Origin of the sequence: Streptomyces sp. NBC_01217, from assembly GCF_035994185.1 — a bacterium.
GTDB lineage: Bacteria > Actinomycetota > Actinomycetes > Streptomycetales > Streptomycetaceae > Streptomyces.
In genome coordinates this window covers 179,107-196,296 of the sequence record NZ_CP108538.1, presented here as the reverse complement: position 1 = coordinate 196,296, position 17,190 = coordinate 179,107, and the positions used below count along the sequence as shown (strand labels likewise).

Annotated in this window: 6 protein-coding genes; 5 read left to right on the top strand and 1 reads right to left on the bottom strand. The window is 73.6% G+C overall.

The features are described 5' to 3' along the window. The 4 genes from OG507_RS00705 to OG507_RS00690 are packed head-to-tail and all read left to right on the top strand — an operon-like array spanning position 1 to position 4,710. On the top strand, positions 1-1,524 hold the full coding sequence (locus tag OG507_RS00705; protein WP_327365140.1) for an AMP-binding protein: 1,524 nt from the start codon (positions 1-3) through the stop codon (positions 1,522-1,524). After that, complete coding sequence (locus OG507_RS00700; RefSeq protein ID WP_327365139.1) at positions 1,521-2,828, top strand: type III PLP-dependent enzyme; 1,308 nt, start codon at positions 1,521-1,523, stop codon at positions 2,826-2,828. Before OG507_RS00705 ends, OG507_RS00700 begins: the two co-directional genes overlap by 4 nt. Further along, entirely contained in the window at positions 2,825-3,307 is a 483-nt protein-coding gene (locus OG507_RS00695; protein ID WP_327365138.1) for a cobalamin B12-binding domain-containing protein, read from the top strand. Before OG507_RS00700 ends, OG507_RS00695 begins: the two co-directional genes overlap by 4 nt. 23 nt (positions 3,308-3,330) lie before the next feature. Next, on the top strand, positions 3,331-4,710 hold the full coding sequence (locus tag OG507_RS00690) for a methylaspartate mutase (RefSeq protein ID WP_327371823.1): 1,380 nt from the start codon (positions 3,331-3,333) through the stop codon (positions 4,708-4,710). On the opposite strand, the gene OG507_RS00685 is transcribed toward OG507_RS00690, so the two are convergent. Beyond that, positions 4,691-5,803, bottom strand: coding sequence for an IS630 family transposase (locus OG507_RS00685; RefSeq protein WP_327365137.1), 1,113 nt, complete (start codon positions 5,801-5,803; stop codon positions 4,691-4,693). The genes OG507_RS00690 and OG507_RS00685 overlap by 20 nt on opposite strands. Before the next feature lie 165 nt (positions 5,804-5,968). On the opposite strand from OG507_RS00685, the gene OG507_RS00680 reads away from it, so the two are divergent. Continuing rightward, positions 5,969-17,035 carry a type I polyketide synthase gene (locus tag OG507_RS00680; RefSeq protein WP_327365136.1) on the top strand — a complete coding sequence of 3,689 codons (11,067 nt, stop codon included), beginning with the start codon at positions 5,969-5,971 and terminating at the stop codon, positions 17,033-17,035. Positions 17,036-17,190 lie beyond the last annotated feature (155 nt).

The following is a 17,190-nucleotide window of genomic DNA, read 5'->3' as shown; positions in this document are numbered from 1 at the left end:
GTGCCCCAGCTCGTCCATGATCTGCTCGACCGGGCAGCCGCGGACGTCCCGGACGCCTGTGCCGTCCAGGACGCCTCGCGGACCTGGAGGTACGGCGAGATCCAAGACCTGAGCCACGCCTTCGCCGCGTGGCTGCGGGCCCGGGGCGTCGCGCCCGGCGACCGGGTCATGACGCAGATCCCGAGCACCGGTGAGACCGTCGCCCTGTTCTACGGGACCTCGCGGTCCGGGGCCGTCTTCGTGCCGGTCAACCCGGACATGAGGCCGTTCCACCTGCGCTCGGTCATCGGCAACTGCGAACCCCGGCTGATCATCGCCGACGGCCTGGCGCAGGAGACCCTGCGTGAGACGGCAGGCGTGCCGGTGCACGGCCTCGCCGACGTGTGGCGCGAGGTGACGGAACTGGCCGCCGGCGGGGTCCGCGTGACGGAGGAGTCCACCCGCCCCGAGGACCTCGCCGTCCTCGTCTACACCTCCGGCAGCACCGCCGCCCCCAAGGCCGTGATGTGCCCGCACGCCCAGATGACCTTCGCGTCCGACGCCATCCAGCAGGTCCTCGGTTACCGGCCGGGCGACGTCGTCTTCTGCCGTTTCCCGATGTCCTGGGACTACGGCCTCTACAAGGTGCTGCTGTGCGCCCTGGGCCGCTCGCGGATCGTCCTCGCCGACCGTGACTCGGACATCGTGCTGCTGAAGCGGATGCGGGAGACCGGCACGACCGTGGTGCCCCTGGTACCGTCCCTCGCGACCATGATCGCGACGCTGGCCGCACGCGACACCGAACCCGCCCCGCCCGTACGCCTGTTCACCAACACCGGCGCCGCCCTGCCGCAGCCGCTCATCGACACCCTGCGCACCGCCTTCCCCGGCGCGCGGGTGGTCCGCCAGTACGGCCAGACGGAGTGCAAGCGCGTCACCGCCATGCCCCCGGAGCGCGAACACGAGCGCCCCGATTCGGTCGGCTTGCCGCTGCCCGGCACCCGCGTCCTCATCCTGGACCCCGAAGGGCAGTCCGTGCCCACCGGGCAGAGCGGCGAGATCGTCGCCGCGGGACCGCACGTCATGCCCGGCTACTGGCGTGCCGAGGAGATCACTGCACGCGCCTTCCGCCGCGATCCGGTCACCGGCGAACTCCGCCTGCACACCGGCGATTACGGCCACCTCGATGACGAGGGCTTCCTGTACTTCGAGGGCCGCCGCGACGACATGTTCAAGCGCAAGGGCGTCCGCATGAGCAGTGTCGAGATCGAGGCCGCCGCCCTGGACGTCGTGGGCGTACGCGCCGCGGCCGTGCTGCCCCCGACCGACCGGCGGGACATGGTGCTGTTCGCCGACACCGACCTCGCCCCCCACCAGGTGCTGCGCGAGCTGGCGCACCGCCTGGAGCCCGCCAAGGTGCCGGGTGTCTGCCGGGTCCACAACGACTGGCCGCTGACTCCGCACGGCAAGACCGAGAAGAAGAAGCTGGCCCTGTTCCTCGACGGGGACGGCACGCGCGCCGACGAGAGCAGGAACGACGCATGAGCACAGCACCCGCCCCCACCACCGCGCTCCCCGTCGCCGAACTCGCGGCTCGCTACGGCACCCCGCTGTACGTCTACGACCTGGACCGCGTCCGGGCCGCCCGCCGGGACCTGTTCGCGGCCCTCCCCGAGGGCTTCACCCTGTTCTACGCGCTGAAGGCCAACCCGCACCCCGACATCGTCCGCGCCCTGCGCTCCGGCGAGGGTCCGGCCTGCCGCGCCGAGATCAGCTCCACCGGCGAACTGGACGCCGCCCTGGAGGCCGGGTTCGGCGGCGCCGACTGTCTCTACACCGGACCCGGCAAGACGTACGGCGAGCTGGCCGAGACCATCGACCGCGGCGTACGGCTGTTCTCCGCCGAGTCGGTCACCGACCTGGAGCACATCGGAGCGGCCGCCGCGGCCGCCGGCGTGGTCGCGGACTGCCTGCTGCGCGTCAACGCCGCCGGGGTCGGCGCCACCACGACGAGCATCCGGATGACCGGTGCGCCCTCGCAGTTCGGCTTCGACAGCGAGACCCTCCCCGGCCTCGCCCCGGCCCTGACCACCGTACCCGGCACCCGGATCGCGGGCGCGCACTTCTTCCCGCTGAGCAACGCCAAGGACGAGGACGGCCTGATCGCCGAGTTCCGGCACACCATCACCCTCGCCGCCGAGCTGGAGAAGCACCTCGGCGTGACCTTCCGGGTCCTGGACATCGGCGGCGGTTTCGCCGCCCCCTACGGAGTGCGCGGCGAGCGCCCTCGCTACCCGCATCTGCGAGGTGCCCTGGAAGGCGCCCTGGACGCGCACTTTCCGCGATGGCGGGACGGCGGACTCGAGGTCGCCTGCGAGTCGGGCCGCCATCTGGTCGCGGACGGCGGGCGGTTGCTCTGCGCTGTCGTCAACACCAAGGTGAGCCGGGGGCGCCGGTTCGTTGTCCTGGACGCCGGCATCAACGCATTCGGCGGCATGTCCGGCCTGGGCCGCCTGCTCCCGGTGACCGTGGAGCCGTGCACCGACGACACGGACCAAGGCCCCGCGCGGGACCTGCCGACCGAACGAGCCAGCCTGGTCGGCCCGTTGTGCACTCCGGGCGACCTCCTCGGCCGGGAGATCGAGCTGCCCGCCGGGCTGTCCGCCGGTGACGTGGTGTCCGTGCCGAACGCGGGCTCCTACGGCGTGACCGCCAGCCTGCTGATGTTCCTGGGCCGGCCGGCGCCCACCGAGGTGTGCGTACGGGACGGGGAGGTCGTCTCCGTGACCCGTCTTGAGCACCGCCGGGTCGTGCCCGGCGACCGTGATCGAACGGACCGGCGGGAATGACGACGAGCGCGATCAGTGGTGCCGTCGCGGTCGCGGGTCGGCCGGGCGCTACGGCCGCCCCCGGCGGCACCGTCGTCGTGACCGGCCTGGCGTCGGACGCCCACACCTGGAACCTGGTCTATCTGCACCTGATCATCGAGGAGTTGGGCCACCGCGTCGTCAACCTGGGATCCTGCGTGCCCGAGGACGAGCTGGTCGCCGCATGCCTGGCGCATCGGCCGGCCATGGTCGTCGTCAGCAGCGTCAACGGCCACGGCCACCAGGACGGCCTGCGCGCGATCCGCGGCCTGCGCGCCGTACCGCAGCTCGTCACCACCCCGGTGGTGATCGGCGGCAAGCTGGGGGTCAACGGCCCCGGCGACACCCGGCAGACCTGGGAACTGCTGGCCGCCGGGTTCGACGCGGTCTTCGAGGACGGCGCCGACGCCGAAACCCGGTTCCGGTCCTTCCTGTCGGCGACCGTACGGGCGGCCCTGTGAACGACTTGCCCGACCGGTCTGCCCTGCCCCGCGGGGACACCGCGCCCGACCGTTACACCACGCCCTGCCGGGACGACTTCGGCGACTTCGTCGAGCGGGAGCACCGGGCTGGCCGGCTCGTCGTCCAGCCGCGCATGGGCTTCGCCGCGCCGGAGGCCATGCGCGCCGGGCTGCTCGCCACCAGGAACGCCGCCGCCACCACCGTCGGCACCATCACCCTCGACAGCTACACCCGCACCGGCGACCGCGCCGCCGCCGATCGCGCCCTGCGCGACGGCGCCGACCTCAACGGCTACCCGCTGGTGAACCACTCCCCGGCCACCACCCGTGCCGTACTCGACGGCATCCGGGACCGCGACTTCCCGGTCCAGGTCCGGCACGGCTCCGCCGCGCCGCAGCACATCTTCCGCGCCCTGGCCAAGACCGGCATCGCGGCGACCGAGGGCGGCCCGGTTTCGTACTGCCTGCCCTACGGGCGCACACCGTTGGAACAGTCCGTGCGCAACTGGCAGGAGGGCTGCGAACTCGCTCTCGGTCTACGTCAGTTCGGACTCGAACCGCACCTGGAGACCTTCGGCGGCTGCATGCTCGGCCAGTTGTGCCCGCCGGGGATGCTGGTCGCGATGAGCGTGCTGGAAGCGCTGTTCTTCCACCACCACGGCATCCGCAGCCTGTCCGTCAGCTACGCCCAGCAGACCAACTTCGACCAGGACCGCGAGGCCGTCCTCGCGCTGCGCCGGCTCTGTGCCGAACTACTGCCCGACACCCGCCCGCACGTGGTGGTCTACGCCTACATGGGCGTCTACCCGGCGACGCCCGAGGGGGCTTTCGCACTGCTCGGCGAGGCGGCCGGGCTGGCGGTGGCGACGGGGGCGCAGCGCCTGATCGTCAAGACCGAGGCCGAGGCCAGCCGCATCCCCACCGTCGCCGAGAACGTGGCCGCCCTGGAACACGCCGCGACCGTCGCCGGCGCGCCGTCCGCCGCGCCGCCGCCCGACCCCGGCGGCGACTCCCAGACGTACGCGGAGGCGGCGGCGCTCGTGGAGGCCGTCCGCAACCTCCATCCCGACCTGGGGGAGGCCCTCCTCGTCGCCTTCCGGCGCGGGTACCTGGACATCCCCTACTGCCTCCACCCCGACAACTCAGGCCGCACCCGCAGCGCCATCGACGCCGCGGGCCGGCTGCGCTGGACCGCCCTCGGCGCGCTGCCGCTGGCCGGCCTGGTGGAGACCGGGCCGGAGCAGCCGGCGCTCACCTCATCCGGCCTGCTCACCGCGCTCGCCCACATGCGCACCCGCTTCGACCGGCCGGAGCTGGACGACCCGCGGCACCCACGCGGCGGCACCGGGCGAGGGCGGCTAGTGTCTCGTGATCCTGTTCATGTCAGTTCGAGTTGTTATTAACGAGTTTCTTCACGTTGGTCGCGACGAGTCGGACCTTCGCGAGGACCTCGCCGGCGGTCGCGGTCCAAGTGAACGGTTTCGCTGTCGTGTTCCAGGAGTTGATGTAGTCGCGGATCTGTTTGATCAGGACGTTGACGCTGGAGAACGTGCCGCGGCGGATGGACTGCCGGGTCAGGATTCCGAACCAGATCTCGATCTGGTTCAGCCACGAGGAACCGACGGGAGTGAAATGGAAGTGGACTTGCGGGTTCTTGACCAGCCACTCCTTGACCTCCGGGGTGGTGTGCGTCGAGAGGTTGTCCAGGACGACATGGATGTCCTTCCCGGCGTGCGGTTTCACCGCCTTCTTCAAGAAGGCCAGGAAATCCTTGCCGTTCCGGGTCGGCCTGCACTCGCCGAGCACTTCACCAGTGGTCACGTTCAGGGCGGCGAACAGGTTCGTGGTGCCGTGCCGGACGTAGTCGGCGGTGCGCTTCTCGCTCGCCGCGAAGGCGACCGGCAGCACCGGCTGGGTCCGGTCCAGCGCCTGGATCTGCGTCTTCTCGTCGATCGAGAGGACCACCGCGCCGCCCGGCGGGGCCAGATACAGGCCGATCACGTCGGCCACCTTCTCCGCGAACGCGGGATCTTTGGAAATCTTGAAGGTGCCGGACCGGTGCGGCTTCAGGCTCTCCTCCCGCCAGACGCGCGCGATGTAGTGCCAGGACACGGTGATGTTCTCGGCCCGCTCCAGATACTTCGCCAACTCCCGCGTGGACCAGCGCGAAAGCCCCGTGCCGTCCGGCGGCGTCATGCGCGTCAGCGCAATCACCCGGGCCCGCACCCGCGCCGGCACCTGTTCCCGCGCGCCACCGGGACGCTCACCTTCCAGCCCGGCCAGGCCCTGCTCGGCATAGCGGATCTTCCAGCGGTCCACGGTCGGCAGCGACACCCCGAGCAGCTCCGCAATGTCCTTGCGCCGACGCCCCTCACTCGACCACAGAACGATCCGGCCCCGCGTAGCGATGTCCGCAGGAACGTCCCGGCTGTTCACCAACTCCCGCAACTCGGCGGCCTGTTCCACGGAGATCTCCACACCAAGAGACCCTGCCATACAAGATCAAGTAACGCTGACGGAATCACGAGACACTAGGGGCGGGATAAGGGTTCCGGCCCCGACACCACCGGTGTGATCGTGCGAGCGGTCACCGTACCCGCAGGGCTCCCTCCGAGCCCTTCTCGGCAGTTCACAGACCATCACTCACGTGGAGTACGCGCAATGAGCAGCAGTCCCGGAAACGTCGTCCCCGGCCCGGCCCTGCGGGACCGGCTGGCGGGGTTGCCGACCCCCGAACAGGACCGCGTGCTCCAGGACCTGGTGCGCACGCGCGCGCTCGCCGCGCTGTCCGCCGCCCGACCCGACGCCCCCTCCCGGCTCGACGCGGGCAAGCCCCTGCTCGACGCCGGCTTCGACTCCCTTGCGATGGTCGACCTGCACGCCCGGCTCACCGAGGCAACCGGAGTGGCCCTGCCGGTCACGGTCGCCTTCGACCACCCCACGGTCGAGGCGCTCGCCCGCTACCTGCGCACCGAGGCGCTGGGCCTCGCGGACGAGGACGCGGACGCGGCGGAGTGGAGCCGTACGGCCCCTGCGGCGGCCAGGCGGGCCGACGACGAGCCGATCGCGATCGTCGGCATCGGCTGCCGCTTCCCCGGCGGCGCCGACTCCCCGGACCGGCTCTGGCAACTCGTCGCCGACGGCGCCGACGTCATCTCCGAGATCCCCACCGACCGCGGCTGGGACGTCGAGAAACTGTTCGACCTCGACTCCGTCGAACCCGGCACCAGCATCTCCCGGCACGGCGGATTCCTCCACGAGGCGCCCGAGTTCGACAACGGACTCTTCGGCATCGGCCCGCGCGAGGCCCTGGCGATGGACCCGCAGCAGCGTCTCGTCCTGGAGACCGCCTGGGAGGCGGTGGAGCGCGCGGGCATGGACCCGACCGCACTGCGCGGCACCCGCTCGGGCGTGTTCATCGGCGCCGAACCGCTGGAGTACGGGCCGCGCGTGCACGAGGCCCCCGAGGGCCTCGACGGCTACCTGCTGACCGGCAACGCGCCGAGCGTCGTCTCGGGCCGCGTCGCCTACACCCTCGGCCTGGAAGGGCCGGCGATCACCGTGGACACCGCCTGCTCGGGTTCCCTGGTCGCCCTGCACCTGGCCCGCCGCTCCCTGTTGAGTGGCGAGTGCTCCCTGGCGCTGGCCGGCGGCGTCGCCGTGATGGGCAGCCCCGGCACGTTTACCGCGTTCAGCACCCTTCAGGTGGTGTCCCCGAGCGGCCGCTGCCGCGCGTTCGCGGCGGACGCGGACGGCACCGGCTTCGGCGAGGGCGTGGGCATCGTCGTCCTGGAACGGCTCTCCGACGCCGTACGCAACGGCCACCCGGTCCTCGCCGTCGTCCGTGGCTCGGCCATCAACCAGGACGGCGCCAGCGCCGGCCTCGCGGCCCCCAACGGCCCCTCCCAGCGCCGCGTGATCGAGAGCGCCCTCGCCGACGCCGGCCTCACCCCGGCCGATGTGGACGTGGTGGAGGCGCACGGCTCGGGCACGGTCCTCGGCGACACGATCGAGGCGCAGGCCGTGATGGCCGCCTACGGGCACGGGCACAGCCCCGAGCAGCCGCTGTGGCTCGGCTCGGTCAAGTCCAACATCGGGCACGCCCAGGCCGCCGCGGGCGCCGCCGGACTCATCAAGATGGTCATGGCGATCCGGCAGGGCGTGCTCCCGCGCACCCTGCACGCCGACCGGCCGACCTCGCGCGTGGACTGGTCCGCGGGCACCGTACGACTGCTCACGAAGGCCCAGGACTGGCGGCGCGACGACCAGCCGCGCCGCGCCGGCGTGTCGTCCTTCGGTGTCAGCGGCACCAACGCGCACGTCATCGTGGAGCAGGCTCCGGCCGTCGAGCAGGCCCCGGCCGCCGAGGAGACGCAGGCTCCCGCCGACGCGCTGCCCCGCACTCCCGTGCCGTTCGTGCTGTCCGGCAGCGGCGAGGCCGCCCTGCACGCGCAGGCCCAGCGGCTGCACGACCACGTCATCGAACACCCCGACCTCGCCCCGGTCGACCTCGCCTACTCCCTCGCCACCTCCCGCGCCGCGCTGGAGCGCCGCGCCGTCGTCGTCGCCGACGACCGGGACGCCCTGCTGCGTGCCCTGTCCGGCCTTGCCGCGGGCGACACCCCGGCCGAGGTGGTCCGCGACGCCGCGCTCGGCGGCAAGCTTGCGTTGCTCTTCACCGGCCAGGGCTCCCAGCGCCTCGGCATGGGCCGCGAACTCCACGACGCCTATCCGGCGTACGCCGACGCGCTCGACGAGGCCTGCTCCTACCTCGACCTTCAGCTCGACCTCCCGCTGCGCGACGTGCTGTTCGCCCCCGAAGGCTCCGCCGAGGCCGCGCTCCTGGACCGCACCGACTACGCACAGGGCGCCGTCTTCGTCACCGAGGTGGCGCTCTACCGGCTGCTGGAGTCCTGGGGCGTGCGTCCCGACTTCCTCGCCGGACACTCCTTCGGCGAGCTGGCCGCCGCCCACGTGGCCGGCGTCTGGTCGCTCGCCGACGCCGCCCTCCTGGTCGGCGCCCGCGGCCGCATCGTGAGCCAACTCCCGTCCGGCGGCGCCATGGTGGCCCTGGAGGCCGGCAAGGAGGAGGCTCTCGAACTGATCGCCGGCCGCGAGGAGCGGATCGGCATCGCCGCCGTCAACGGCCCCATGGCCGTCGTCGTCTCCGGCGACGAGGACATCGCGCTGGAGATCGCCGAGACGATCAGGTCCCGGGGCCGCCGCGCCAAGCGGCTGCAGATCAGCCACGCCTTCCACTCCCCGCACGTGGAACCGGCACTCGCCGAGTTCCGCCGCATGGCGCAGGCCCTGACCTACTCGCCGCCCAGGTTGCCCCTGGTGTCCACCCTCACCGGACGAGCTGTGGGCGCCGACGAGCTGTGCTCCCCGGAGTACTGGGTGCGGCACGTGCGCGAGGCGGTGCAGTTCGCCGACGCGATGCGCACCCTCGAAGACGCCGGCGCCACCACCTTCCTCGAGGTGGGCTCGGACGCCGTGCTGGCTGGCATGGGCCAGGACGCCCTCGCCGACCCGGACGCCGCCGTCCTCATGCCCGCCCTGCGCCGGGGCCGCCCCGAGGCCGCGACCGTTCTGTCCGCTCTCGGTCGCGTCCACGCGCGCGGCAGCCACGTGGACTGGGAGGCCGTCTTCGCCGGCTGCCGAGCCAGCCGCGTGGACCTTCCGACGTACGCCTTTCAGCGGCGCCGCTACTGGCTCACCGCACCCACGCCGGCCGCCACCGGGCAGAACGCCGGGCACCCTCTGGCGGGCCTCGCCCTGCCCGCGCCTGGCACCGGCGACGTGACCCTGACCGGCACCGTCTCGCCGCGTACGCACCCCTGGCTGGCCGACCACGCCGTCAACGGCACGGTCCTGCTGCCCGGAACCGCTTTCGTCGAGGCCGTCCTCGCGGCGGGCGAGGAGACGGGCTGCACCGCCCTGGAGGAACTCACGCTGGAGCACCCGCTGGAGCTGCGGCGCGGCCATGACGCCGTCGTCCTGCACATCACCGTCACGGCCCCGGACCCCACCGGCCGCCGTACCGTCTCGGTGTTCTCGCGTCCCGAGGACGCTCCTCTCGACGCCGAGTGGACGCGGCACGGCGGCGGCGTCCTGGCCCCCCAGAACGCCGAGACCGGCGAGACCACCGCGCCGCGGATCGCCGATCTGGCGGCCTGGCCGCCCATCGGAGCCACCGCTGTCGACCTGACCGGCTGGTACGACCGGCTCGCCGAACGCGGCTACGAGTACGGGTCCGCCTTCCGCGGCCTGCGCGCGGTGTGGCGGCGCGGCGCCGAGGTGTTCGCCGAGGTGGCGGCACCCTCCGCGCTGACCGACGTCGGCACCTACGGGCTGCACCCCGCGCTGCTCGACGCCGCGCTGCACGCCGTGATCCTCGACGACGAACCCGGCGCGCCCCGGTTGCCGTTCGCGTGGACGAACGTCGCGCTGCACGCGGCGGGCGCGGCCACCCTGCGCGTGCGGATCGCCCCGCACGGCACCGACGCGCTCACCCTGGACGTGGCCGACGGCACCGGAGCCCCCGTGGCGACGGTCGGCGCCCTGGTGTCCCGCCCGATGAGCGCCACCGCCGCGACCGGCACCCTCCTCGGCCTGCACTGGACCCCCGCCACCGGCACCCCCGCGCACGCCCACGCCAACCGGGCCGTCCTCGCCTCCGAGCACCTGGACCCCCGCCACCTCGGCCTCGACCCCGCGGCCGTACCCCACCACCCCGACCTCGACGCGCTGCGGGCCGCCGTCGACAGCGGCGCGCCGGTGCCCGACGCGGTGTACGTCCCCGTCGCCCCCACGGAGGGCTACCAGCCGCAGCGGGTGCGCGCGACGACCCACGCCGTCCTGGAGACCGTCCAGGGCTGGCTCGCCGAGGAGCGGTTCACCGACTCGCGCCTGGTGTTCGTGACCCGGCGGTCCGAGACCGATCCCGCCGCGGCCGCGGTGTGGGGCCTGGTCCGCTCGGCCGAGGTCGAACACCCGGGCAGGTTCGCCCTGCTCGACCTCGACGAGCACGGCGGCGTCGTACCCACTGCGGAGCCCGAGGCGGCCGTGCGCGACGGCCGGCTGTTCGTCCCGCGCCTGACGCCGCTCCGTCCCGCGCCGGCCCCCGCCCCTTGGTCGGCCGACGGCACCGTGCTCGTCACCGGCGGCACGGGCGGCCTCGGCGGCCTCGTCGCCCGCCACCTGACTTCCCGGCACGGCGTACGCCACCTGCTGCTGGCCGGCCGCCGCGGGGCCGACGCGCCCGGCACCGCCGAACTCCGCGCCGACCTGGCCGAGTCGGGTGCCGAGGTGACCTTCGCCGCCTGCGACGTCGCCGACCGGGAGGCGCTGGCCCGGCTGCTGGCAGGCATCCCCGCTGAGCACCCGCTGACCGGGATCGTCCACACTGCCGCCGTACTCGACGACGGTGTGATCACCGCGCTGACCCCCGAGCGGCTGGACACCGTGCTTCGTCCCAAGGCCGACGCGGCCTGGCACCTGCACGACCTCACCCAGGACCTCGACCTGCGCGCCTTCGTACTGTTCTCGTCCAGCGCCGGCCTGGTGGACGCAGCCGGACAGGGCAACTACGCGGCCGCCAACACCTTCCTCGACGCGCTCGCCGCACTGCGGCACGCCCAGGGCCGCCCGGCCACCTCGTTGGCCTGGGGACTGTGGACCGGTGACGCGGGCCTCGGCAGTCTGCTCTCGCCCGCCGACCTGGCCCGCATCGAACGCTCCGGCCTGGCTCCGCTGTCACCGCAGGAGAGCCTGGCCCTGTTCGACACCGCCGTGGCCGGTGACGTGGCTGCCGCCGTGCCGACCCGCCTCGACATGGTCGCCCTGCGGGGCCGCGGCGAGGCGGTGCCGCCGGTCCTGCGCGGCCTGGTCCGCCCCGTCCGCCGGACGGTGTCGGCGTCCGCCCCGGCCGACCTCCCGGCCGCGCGGACCGCCGACGCCCCGGCCGCCACCGCGGCCGGCCGTTTCGCCGGACTTGCGGCGGCCGAACGCGAGCACGCGCTGCTCGACCTGGTCCGCACCCACACCGCCGCCGTGCTCGGCCACGACGGACCCACCGCCGTCGAACCGCGACGGGCCTTCACCGACGCCGGATTCGACTCCCTGGCGGCCGTCGAACTGCGCAACCGCCTCAACTCCGCCACCGGCCTGCGCCTCCCGGCGACCCTGGTCTTCGACCACCCCTCCCCGCGCGCCGTCGCCGACTTCCTCGACGAACGCCTGGCCGGCCCCGCCGCGACTCCCGCCCCGGCCCCGCGGACGGCTCCCGCCGCGACCCCGGTCACGGACGACGATCCGATCGCGATCGTCTCGATCAGCTGCCGCTATCCCGGCGGCGTCACCACCCCCGAGGAACTGTGGCAGATCATCGCCGAGGGCCGTGACGTCATCGCGGACTTCCCCGAGGACCGCGGCTGGCACACCGGCAAGATCTACGACCCCGACCCGGGCCGCCCCGGCCACACGTACACCCGCAAGGGCGGATTCCTCTACGACGCCGCCGACTTCGACCCGGACTTCTTCGGCATCAGCCCGCGAGAGGCCCTGGCCATGGACCCGCAGCAGCGGATCGTGCTGGAACTGGCCTGGGAGGCCCTGGAGCGCGCGGGCATCGACCCGGCGTCCGCCCGGCACAGCCAGACCGGCGTGTTCACGGGCGTCATGACGCACGAGTACGCCACCCGGCTGACCCACGTCCCCAGCGACATGGAAGGGTTCATCGGCAACGGCAGCCTCGGCAGCGTCGTCTCCGGGCGCATCGCCTACGTCCTCGGCCTTGAGGGACCGGCCGTCACCATCGACACGGCCTGCTCCTCCTCCCTGGTCGCCCTGCACTGGGCCGCCCACGCGCTGCGCACCGGCGAGTGCTCGCTCGCGCTCGCGGGTGGCGTGACGGTGATGTCCACCCCGGACACCTTCATCGACTTCAGCCGGCAGCGCGGCCTGTCCGCCGACGGCCGCTGCAAGCCCTTCGCCGCCGCCGCCGACGGCACCGGCTGGGGCGAGGGTGCCGCACTCCTGCTGCTGGAGCGCCTCTCCGATGCCCGCCGCAACGGGCATCCCGTGCTGGGCGTGGTCCGCGGCAGCGCGATCAACCAGGACGGCGCCAGCAACGGCCTCACCGCGCCCAACGGCCTGTCCCAGCAGCGTGTGGTCCGCCAGGCGCTCGCCGGAGCGGGGCTGAAGGCGGCCCAGGTGGACGCGGTGGAAGGACACGGTACCGGCACCCGCCTCGGCGACCCCATCGAGGCGCAGGCGCTGCTCGCCGCGTACGGCCAGGACCGTCCGCAGGACAAACCGCTGTGGCTTGGCTCGGTGAAGTCCAACATGGGCCACACCCAGGCCGCCGCGGGCGTCGCCGGCGTCATCAAGATGGTGATGGCCATGCGGCACGGCGTGCTGCCCAAGACCCTGCACGTGGACGCGCCCACCCCGCACGTGGACTGGTCCGCGGGCGCCGTGAAGCTGTTGGAGGAGGCGCGCCCTTGGGAGCGCAGCGCCGAACCCCGACGCGCCGGCGTGTCATCCTTCGGCATCAGCGGCACCAACGCGCACGTCATTGTCGAGGAGGCGCCCGACGCCGCCCCGACCGCCCCGGCCAGGCCCGCCACCGCCACCGGTGAGGGCCGCGCGGCCGGCCGTGAGGTCATGCCGTTCGTCCTCTCCGCACACGACGCACCCGCCCTGCGCGCCCAGGCCGCCCGGCTGAGCGCCCTCCTGCGCGAGCGCCCGAAGACCCCTCTCGCGGACGTCGCGTACTCCCTCGCCACCACTCGCGCCGCCCTCACCCACCGTGCCGCGGTGGTCACCGGCGACCGGGACGACCTGATCCAGGCCCTGGAGAACCTGACGACATCCGACGGCACGCACCCCTGCGCGGTGCGCGGCACGGCGGCCGAGGGACGGTTCGCCGTCCTCTTCGCCGGGCAGGGCTCGCAGCGCCCCGGCGCGGGACGCGAGTTGTACGACGCGTACCCCGTCTACGCCCGCGCGCTCGACGAGACCTGCGAGGCCCTGGACCGGTGGCTCGACCGTCCGCTGCTCCGCGTGCTGTTCGCCGAGCCGGGCAGCGAGGAGGCGGCCCTGCTCGACCGGACCCGCTACACGCAGTGCGCCCTGTTCGCGGTGGAGGTCGCGCTGTACCGGCTGGCGGAGTCCTGGGGGCTGCGCCCCGACCACCTCGCCGGACACTCGGTCGGTGAACTCGCCGCCGCGCATGTCGCCGGGGTGTTCTCGCTCGACGACGCGGCCACGCTGGTGGCGGCCCGCGGCCGGCTCATGCAGGAACTGCCGGCCGGCGGCGCGATGGCGGCCGTCGCCGCGACCGAGGCAGAAGTCCTGCCGACGCTTGCCCCATTCGGAAAACGCGTCTGCGTCGCGGCCGTCAACGGGCCGACGTCGGTCGTCGTCTCCGGCGAGGAAGCCGCCGTCCAGGCCGTCACCGACCTGTGGGCCGAGCGTGGCCGCCGCACCAAGCGGCTGCGCGTCAGCCACGCCTTCCACTCCGCGCTCATGGAGCCCATGCTCACCGAGTTCGCGGAGATCGCGGCCAAACTCGGCTACCACGAGCCGCACACCTCCGTCGTCTCCACGGTCACCGGCGAGCCCGCACCCGAGATGGCGACTCCCGTGTACTGGGTGCGGCAGGCACGCGAGGCGGTCCGCTTCCATGACGCGGTCCGATGGCTGGAGGGCGACGGCGTCACCGGCTACCTGGAACTCGGCCCGGACACGGTGCTGTGCGCCATGGCCCGGGAGGGCCTGACCGGCACCGCCGAACTGGCGCCCGCCCTGCGCGCCGGCCGCCCGGAGGTCACCAACGTGACCACGGCCCTGACGCGGCTGTTCGTCCGCGGCATCGCCCCGCGCTGGACCGACGTTTTCGCCGGCACCGGCGCCGAGCGCACCGATCTGCCGACGTACGCCTTCCAGCGCACCCGCTACTGGCTGGACGCGGACACCCCGGCAGGCGATGTCGAAGCGGCCGGTCTCACTTCCGCCGAACACCCCCTCGCGGGCGTGCTGGTGGAACTGCCGGACACCGACCGGATCGTACTCACCGGCCGGCTCTCCACGGCCGTCCACCCCTGGCTCGCCGACCACACCGTCCTCGGCACCGTGGTGCTGCCGGGCGCCGCCCTCGCCGAACTGGCGATCCGCGCGGGGGACGCGACGGGCTGCGGCCTGGTCGAGGAGCTGACCCTGCACACCGCGCTCACCCTCACCGAGGGCCGCGACCTGCGCGTCGTCGTCGACGAACCGGACGGCACCGGCCGCCGCATGCTCACGGTCCACTCCCGCCCGGAACAGGCCCCCGCCAAGGCGCCATGGACCAAGCACGCCACCGGCACGCTCACCGCACAGGGCACGGCAGCGGACTTCGACCTGGCGCACTGGCCCGTCCCCGGCGCCGACTCCGTCGACCTCTCCGGCTTTTACGCCCGTATGTCGCACACCGGACTGGAATACGGGCCGGCCTTCCGCGGCCTGCGCGCCGCCTGGCGGCGCGGCGACGAGGTGTTCGCCGAGGTGACCCTGCCGGACGGCGTCACCGACGCGGACCGCTACGGTCTGCATCCCGCCCTCCTCGACGCGGCACTCCAGGCCACGGCCCTGCTCGAACCCGACTCCGGCACGGCGACCATGCCGTTCGCCTGGTCCGGGCTCGCGCTGCACGCCACCGGCGCCGGTGTGCTGCGCGTACGGCTCGCCCGCACCTCCTCCGGCGCCTTCACCCTCGCCGTCGCGGACGGCTCCGGAGCGCCGGTCGCCTCCGTCGCCTCCGTGGTCACCCGGCCGGCGTCCGCGGCAGGCCTGTCCGCCGGGTCGGCCGCGCTCGGCGGCGTACTGCTGGGCATGGAGTGGCACACCCCGGCCGAGACCGCCGCACCTACACCGGCACCGGACCGCCGCCTTGCGGTCCTCGGCGAGCACCGCCTCGGACTGGACGGCGTCCCGCGCTACGCGGACGTCACCGAGCTGACCGCCGCCCTGGACGCCGGGGTGGCCGTACCCGACGTGGTCTTCCACGCGACCGCGACCGCCAGTGCGGCCGCGACCGCACCGACCGCCGGACGGCGCGAGCCGGACATGCCGGCGCGCGTACGGAGCACCACCGAAGCGGTGCTCGCGCTCGTGCGGGAGTGGGCGGCCGACGAGCGGCTCGCCGGATCGCGGCTCGTCCTGGCGACCCGCGGCGCCGTCCAGACCGGCACCGAGCAGGTCGACCCGGCCCAGGCCGCGGTCTGGGGCCTGGTGCGGGCCGCCCAGGCGGAACACCCCGGCCGGTTCGCGCTGCTGGACATGGAGGAGGGCGCGCTGCCGACGGCCCCCGACGCGCCCGAGGCGGCGGTCCGTTCCGGCGAGACGATCGTGCCGCGCCTGGTCGCGGCCCGCGCCGGGGCCGTCGCGGACCCGCGGTGGAGCGCCGACGGGACCGTCCTGGTCACCGGCGGCATCGGGGGCCTCGGCGGACTCGTCGCCCGGCACCTGGTGACCCGGCACGGCGTACGTCACCTGCTGCTGGTCGGCCGCCGGGGCGCGAAGACGCCGGGCGCGGCGGACCTTTGTGCCGAACTGGAGGCGGCCGGCGCCGAGGTGACGATGGTGGCCTGTGACGTCGCCGACCGCGACGCGCTGGCCGGCGTCCTGGCGGACGTGCCCGCCCGGCATCCGCTGACCGCGGTGGTGCACGCGGCCGGCGTGACCGACGACGGTGTCGTCGCGGCCCTGGACGCGGGGCGCCTGGACACCGTGCTGCGGCCGAAGGCCGACGGCGCCTGGAATCTGCACGAGCTGACCCAGGACACGGGTCTGTCCGCTTTCATACTCTTCTCGTCCACCGCGGGCATCCTCGAACCGGCCGGCCAGGGCAACTACGCGGCAGCGAACGCCTTCCTGGACGCGCTGGCCGTGTGGCGCCGGGCCCAGGGCCTGCCCGCCCGCTCCCTCGCCTGGGGGCTGTGGAGCGGCGAGGTCGGCATGGGCGGCGCGCTCGGCGCGGCCGACCTGAGCCGCATCGCGCGTTCGGGTCTGACCCCGCTCACACCGGAGGAGAGCCTGGCACTGTTCGACGCCGCCGTGGCACGCGACGACCTCGGCGTGGTCGTTCCGACCCGGGTGGACATCGCGGCCCTCGCGGCCGCGGGCGACCGGGCCCCCGCTCTACTCCGCGGATTCGTCCCGGCAGCGGCGGCACCGGTACGCCGTGTCGCTGTCGACGCGGAGCCCGACACGCAGACCCTGGAGCAGCGCCTAGCCGCGATGCCGTCGGACGAGCGGATGCCGGCGTTGGTCGACCTGGTCTGCGCGGAGGTGGCCGCGGTCCTGGGCCACATCAAGCCGGGCGTCGTCGACGCCGAACGCTCCTTCCAGGACGCGGGCTTCGACTCGCTGACCGGGCTCGAACTCCGCAACCGCCTGAACACCGTGACCGGCGTGCGCCTCCCCGCCACCCTGGTCTTCGACCACCCCAGCCCCACGGCGCTGGCCGGCCACCTGCTGACTGAACTGCTCGTGGACGCGGACCTCCACGTGGACGACGAGCAGACCGAACCGGTGACGGACCGGCAGCGCACCGCCCGCGCGGCGGCCACCGCCGCATCGGATACGGCCGCCGCCGGCCCGGATGCCGTGAACCTCGACGCCATGAACCTCGACGACATGGTGCGAATGGCCATGGAAATGGGGGAGAACGGCGACCTGTGAGATGCGGATCACGTTTTGAATTGCGGATCCCATAGACGTCCGATCTGCCGGAAGCCCGTATGTCGGGCTTCCGGCGGATCTTAACTGCATCCATATGACGGGTGGCCAGGATGCCGAACGCGTGACTGCTACGTTGGTGGCCGTTGTGATCTCAC

Coding starts and splice junctions, on each gene's coding strand:
- OG507_RS00700 (WP_327365139.1), top strand. CDS start 1,521: ATGAGCACAGCACCCGCCCCCACCACCGCGCTCCCCGTCGCCGAACTC.
- OG507_RS00695 (WP_327365138.1), top strand. CDS start 2,825: ATGACGACGAGCGCGATCAGTGGTGCCGTCGCGGTCGCGGGTCGGCCG.
- OG507_RS00685 (WP_327365137.1), bottom strand. CDS start 5,803: ATGGCAGGGTCTCTTGGTGTGGAGATCTCCGTGGAACAGGCCGCCGAG.
- OG507_RS00680 (WP_327365136.1), top strand. CDS start 5,969: ATGAGCAGCAGTCCCGGAAACGTCGTCCCCGGCCCGGCCCTGCGGGAC.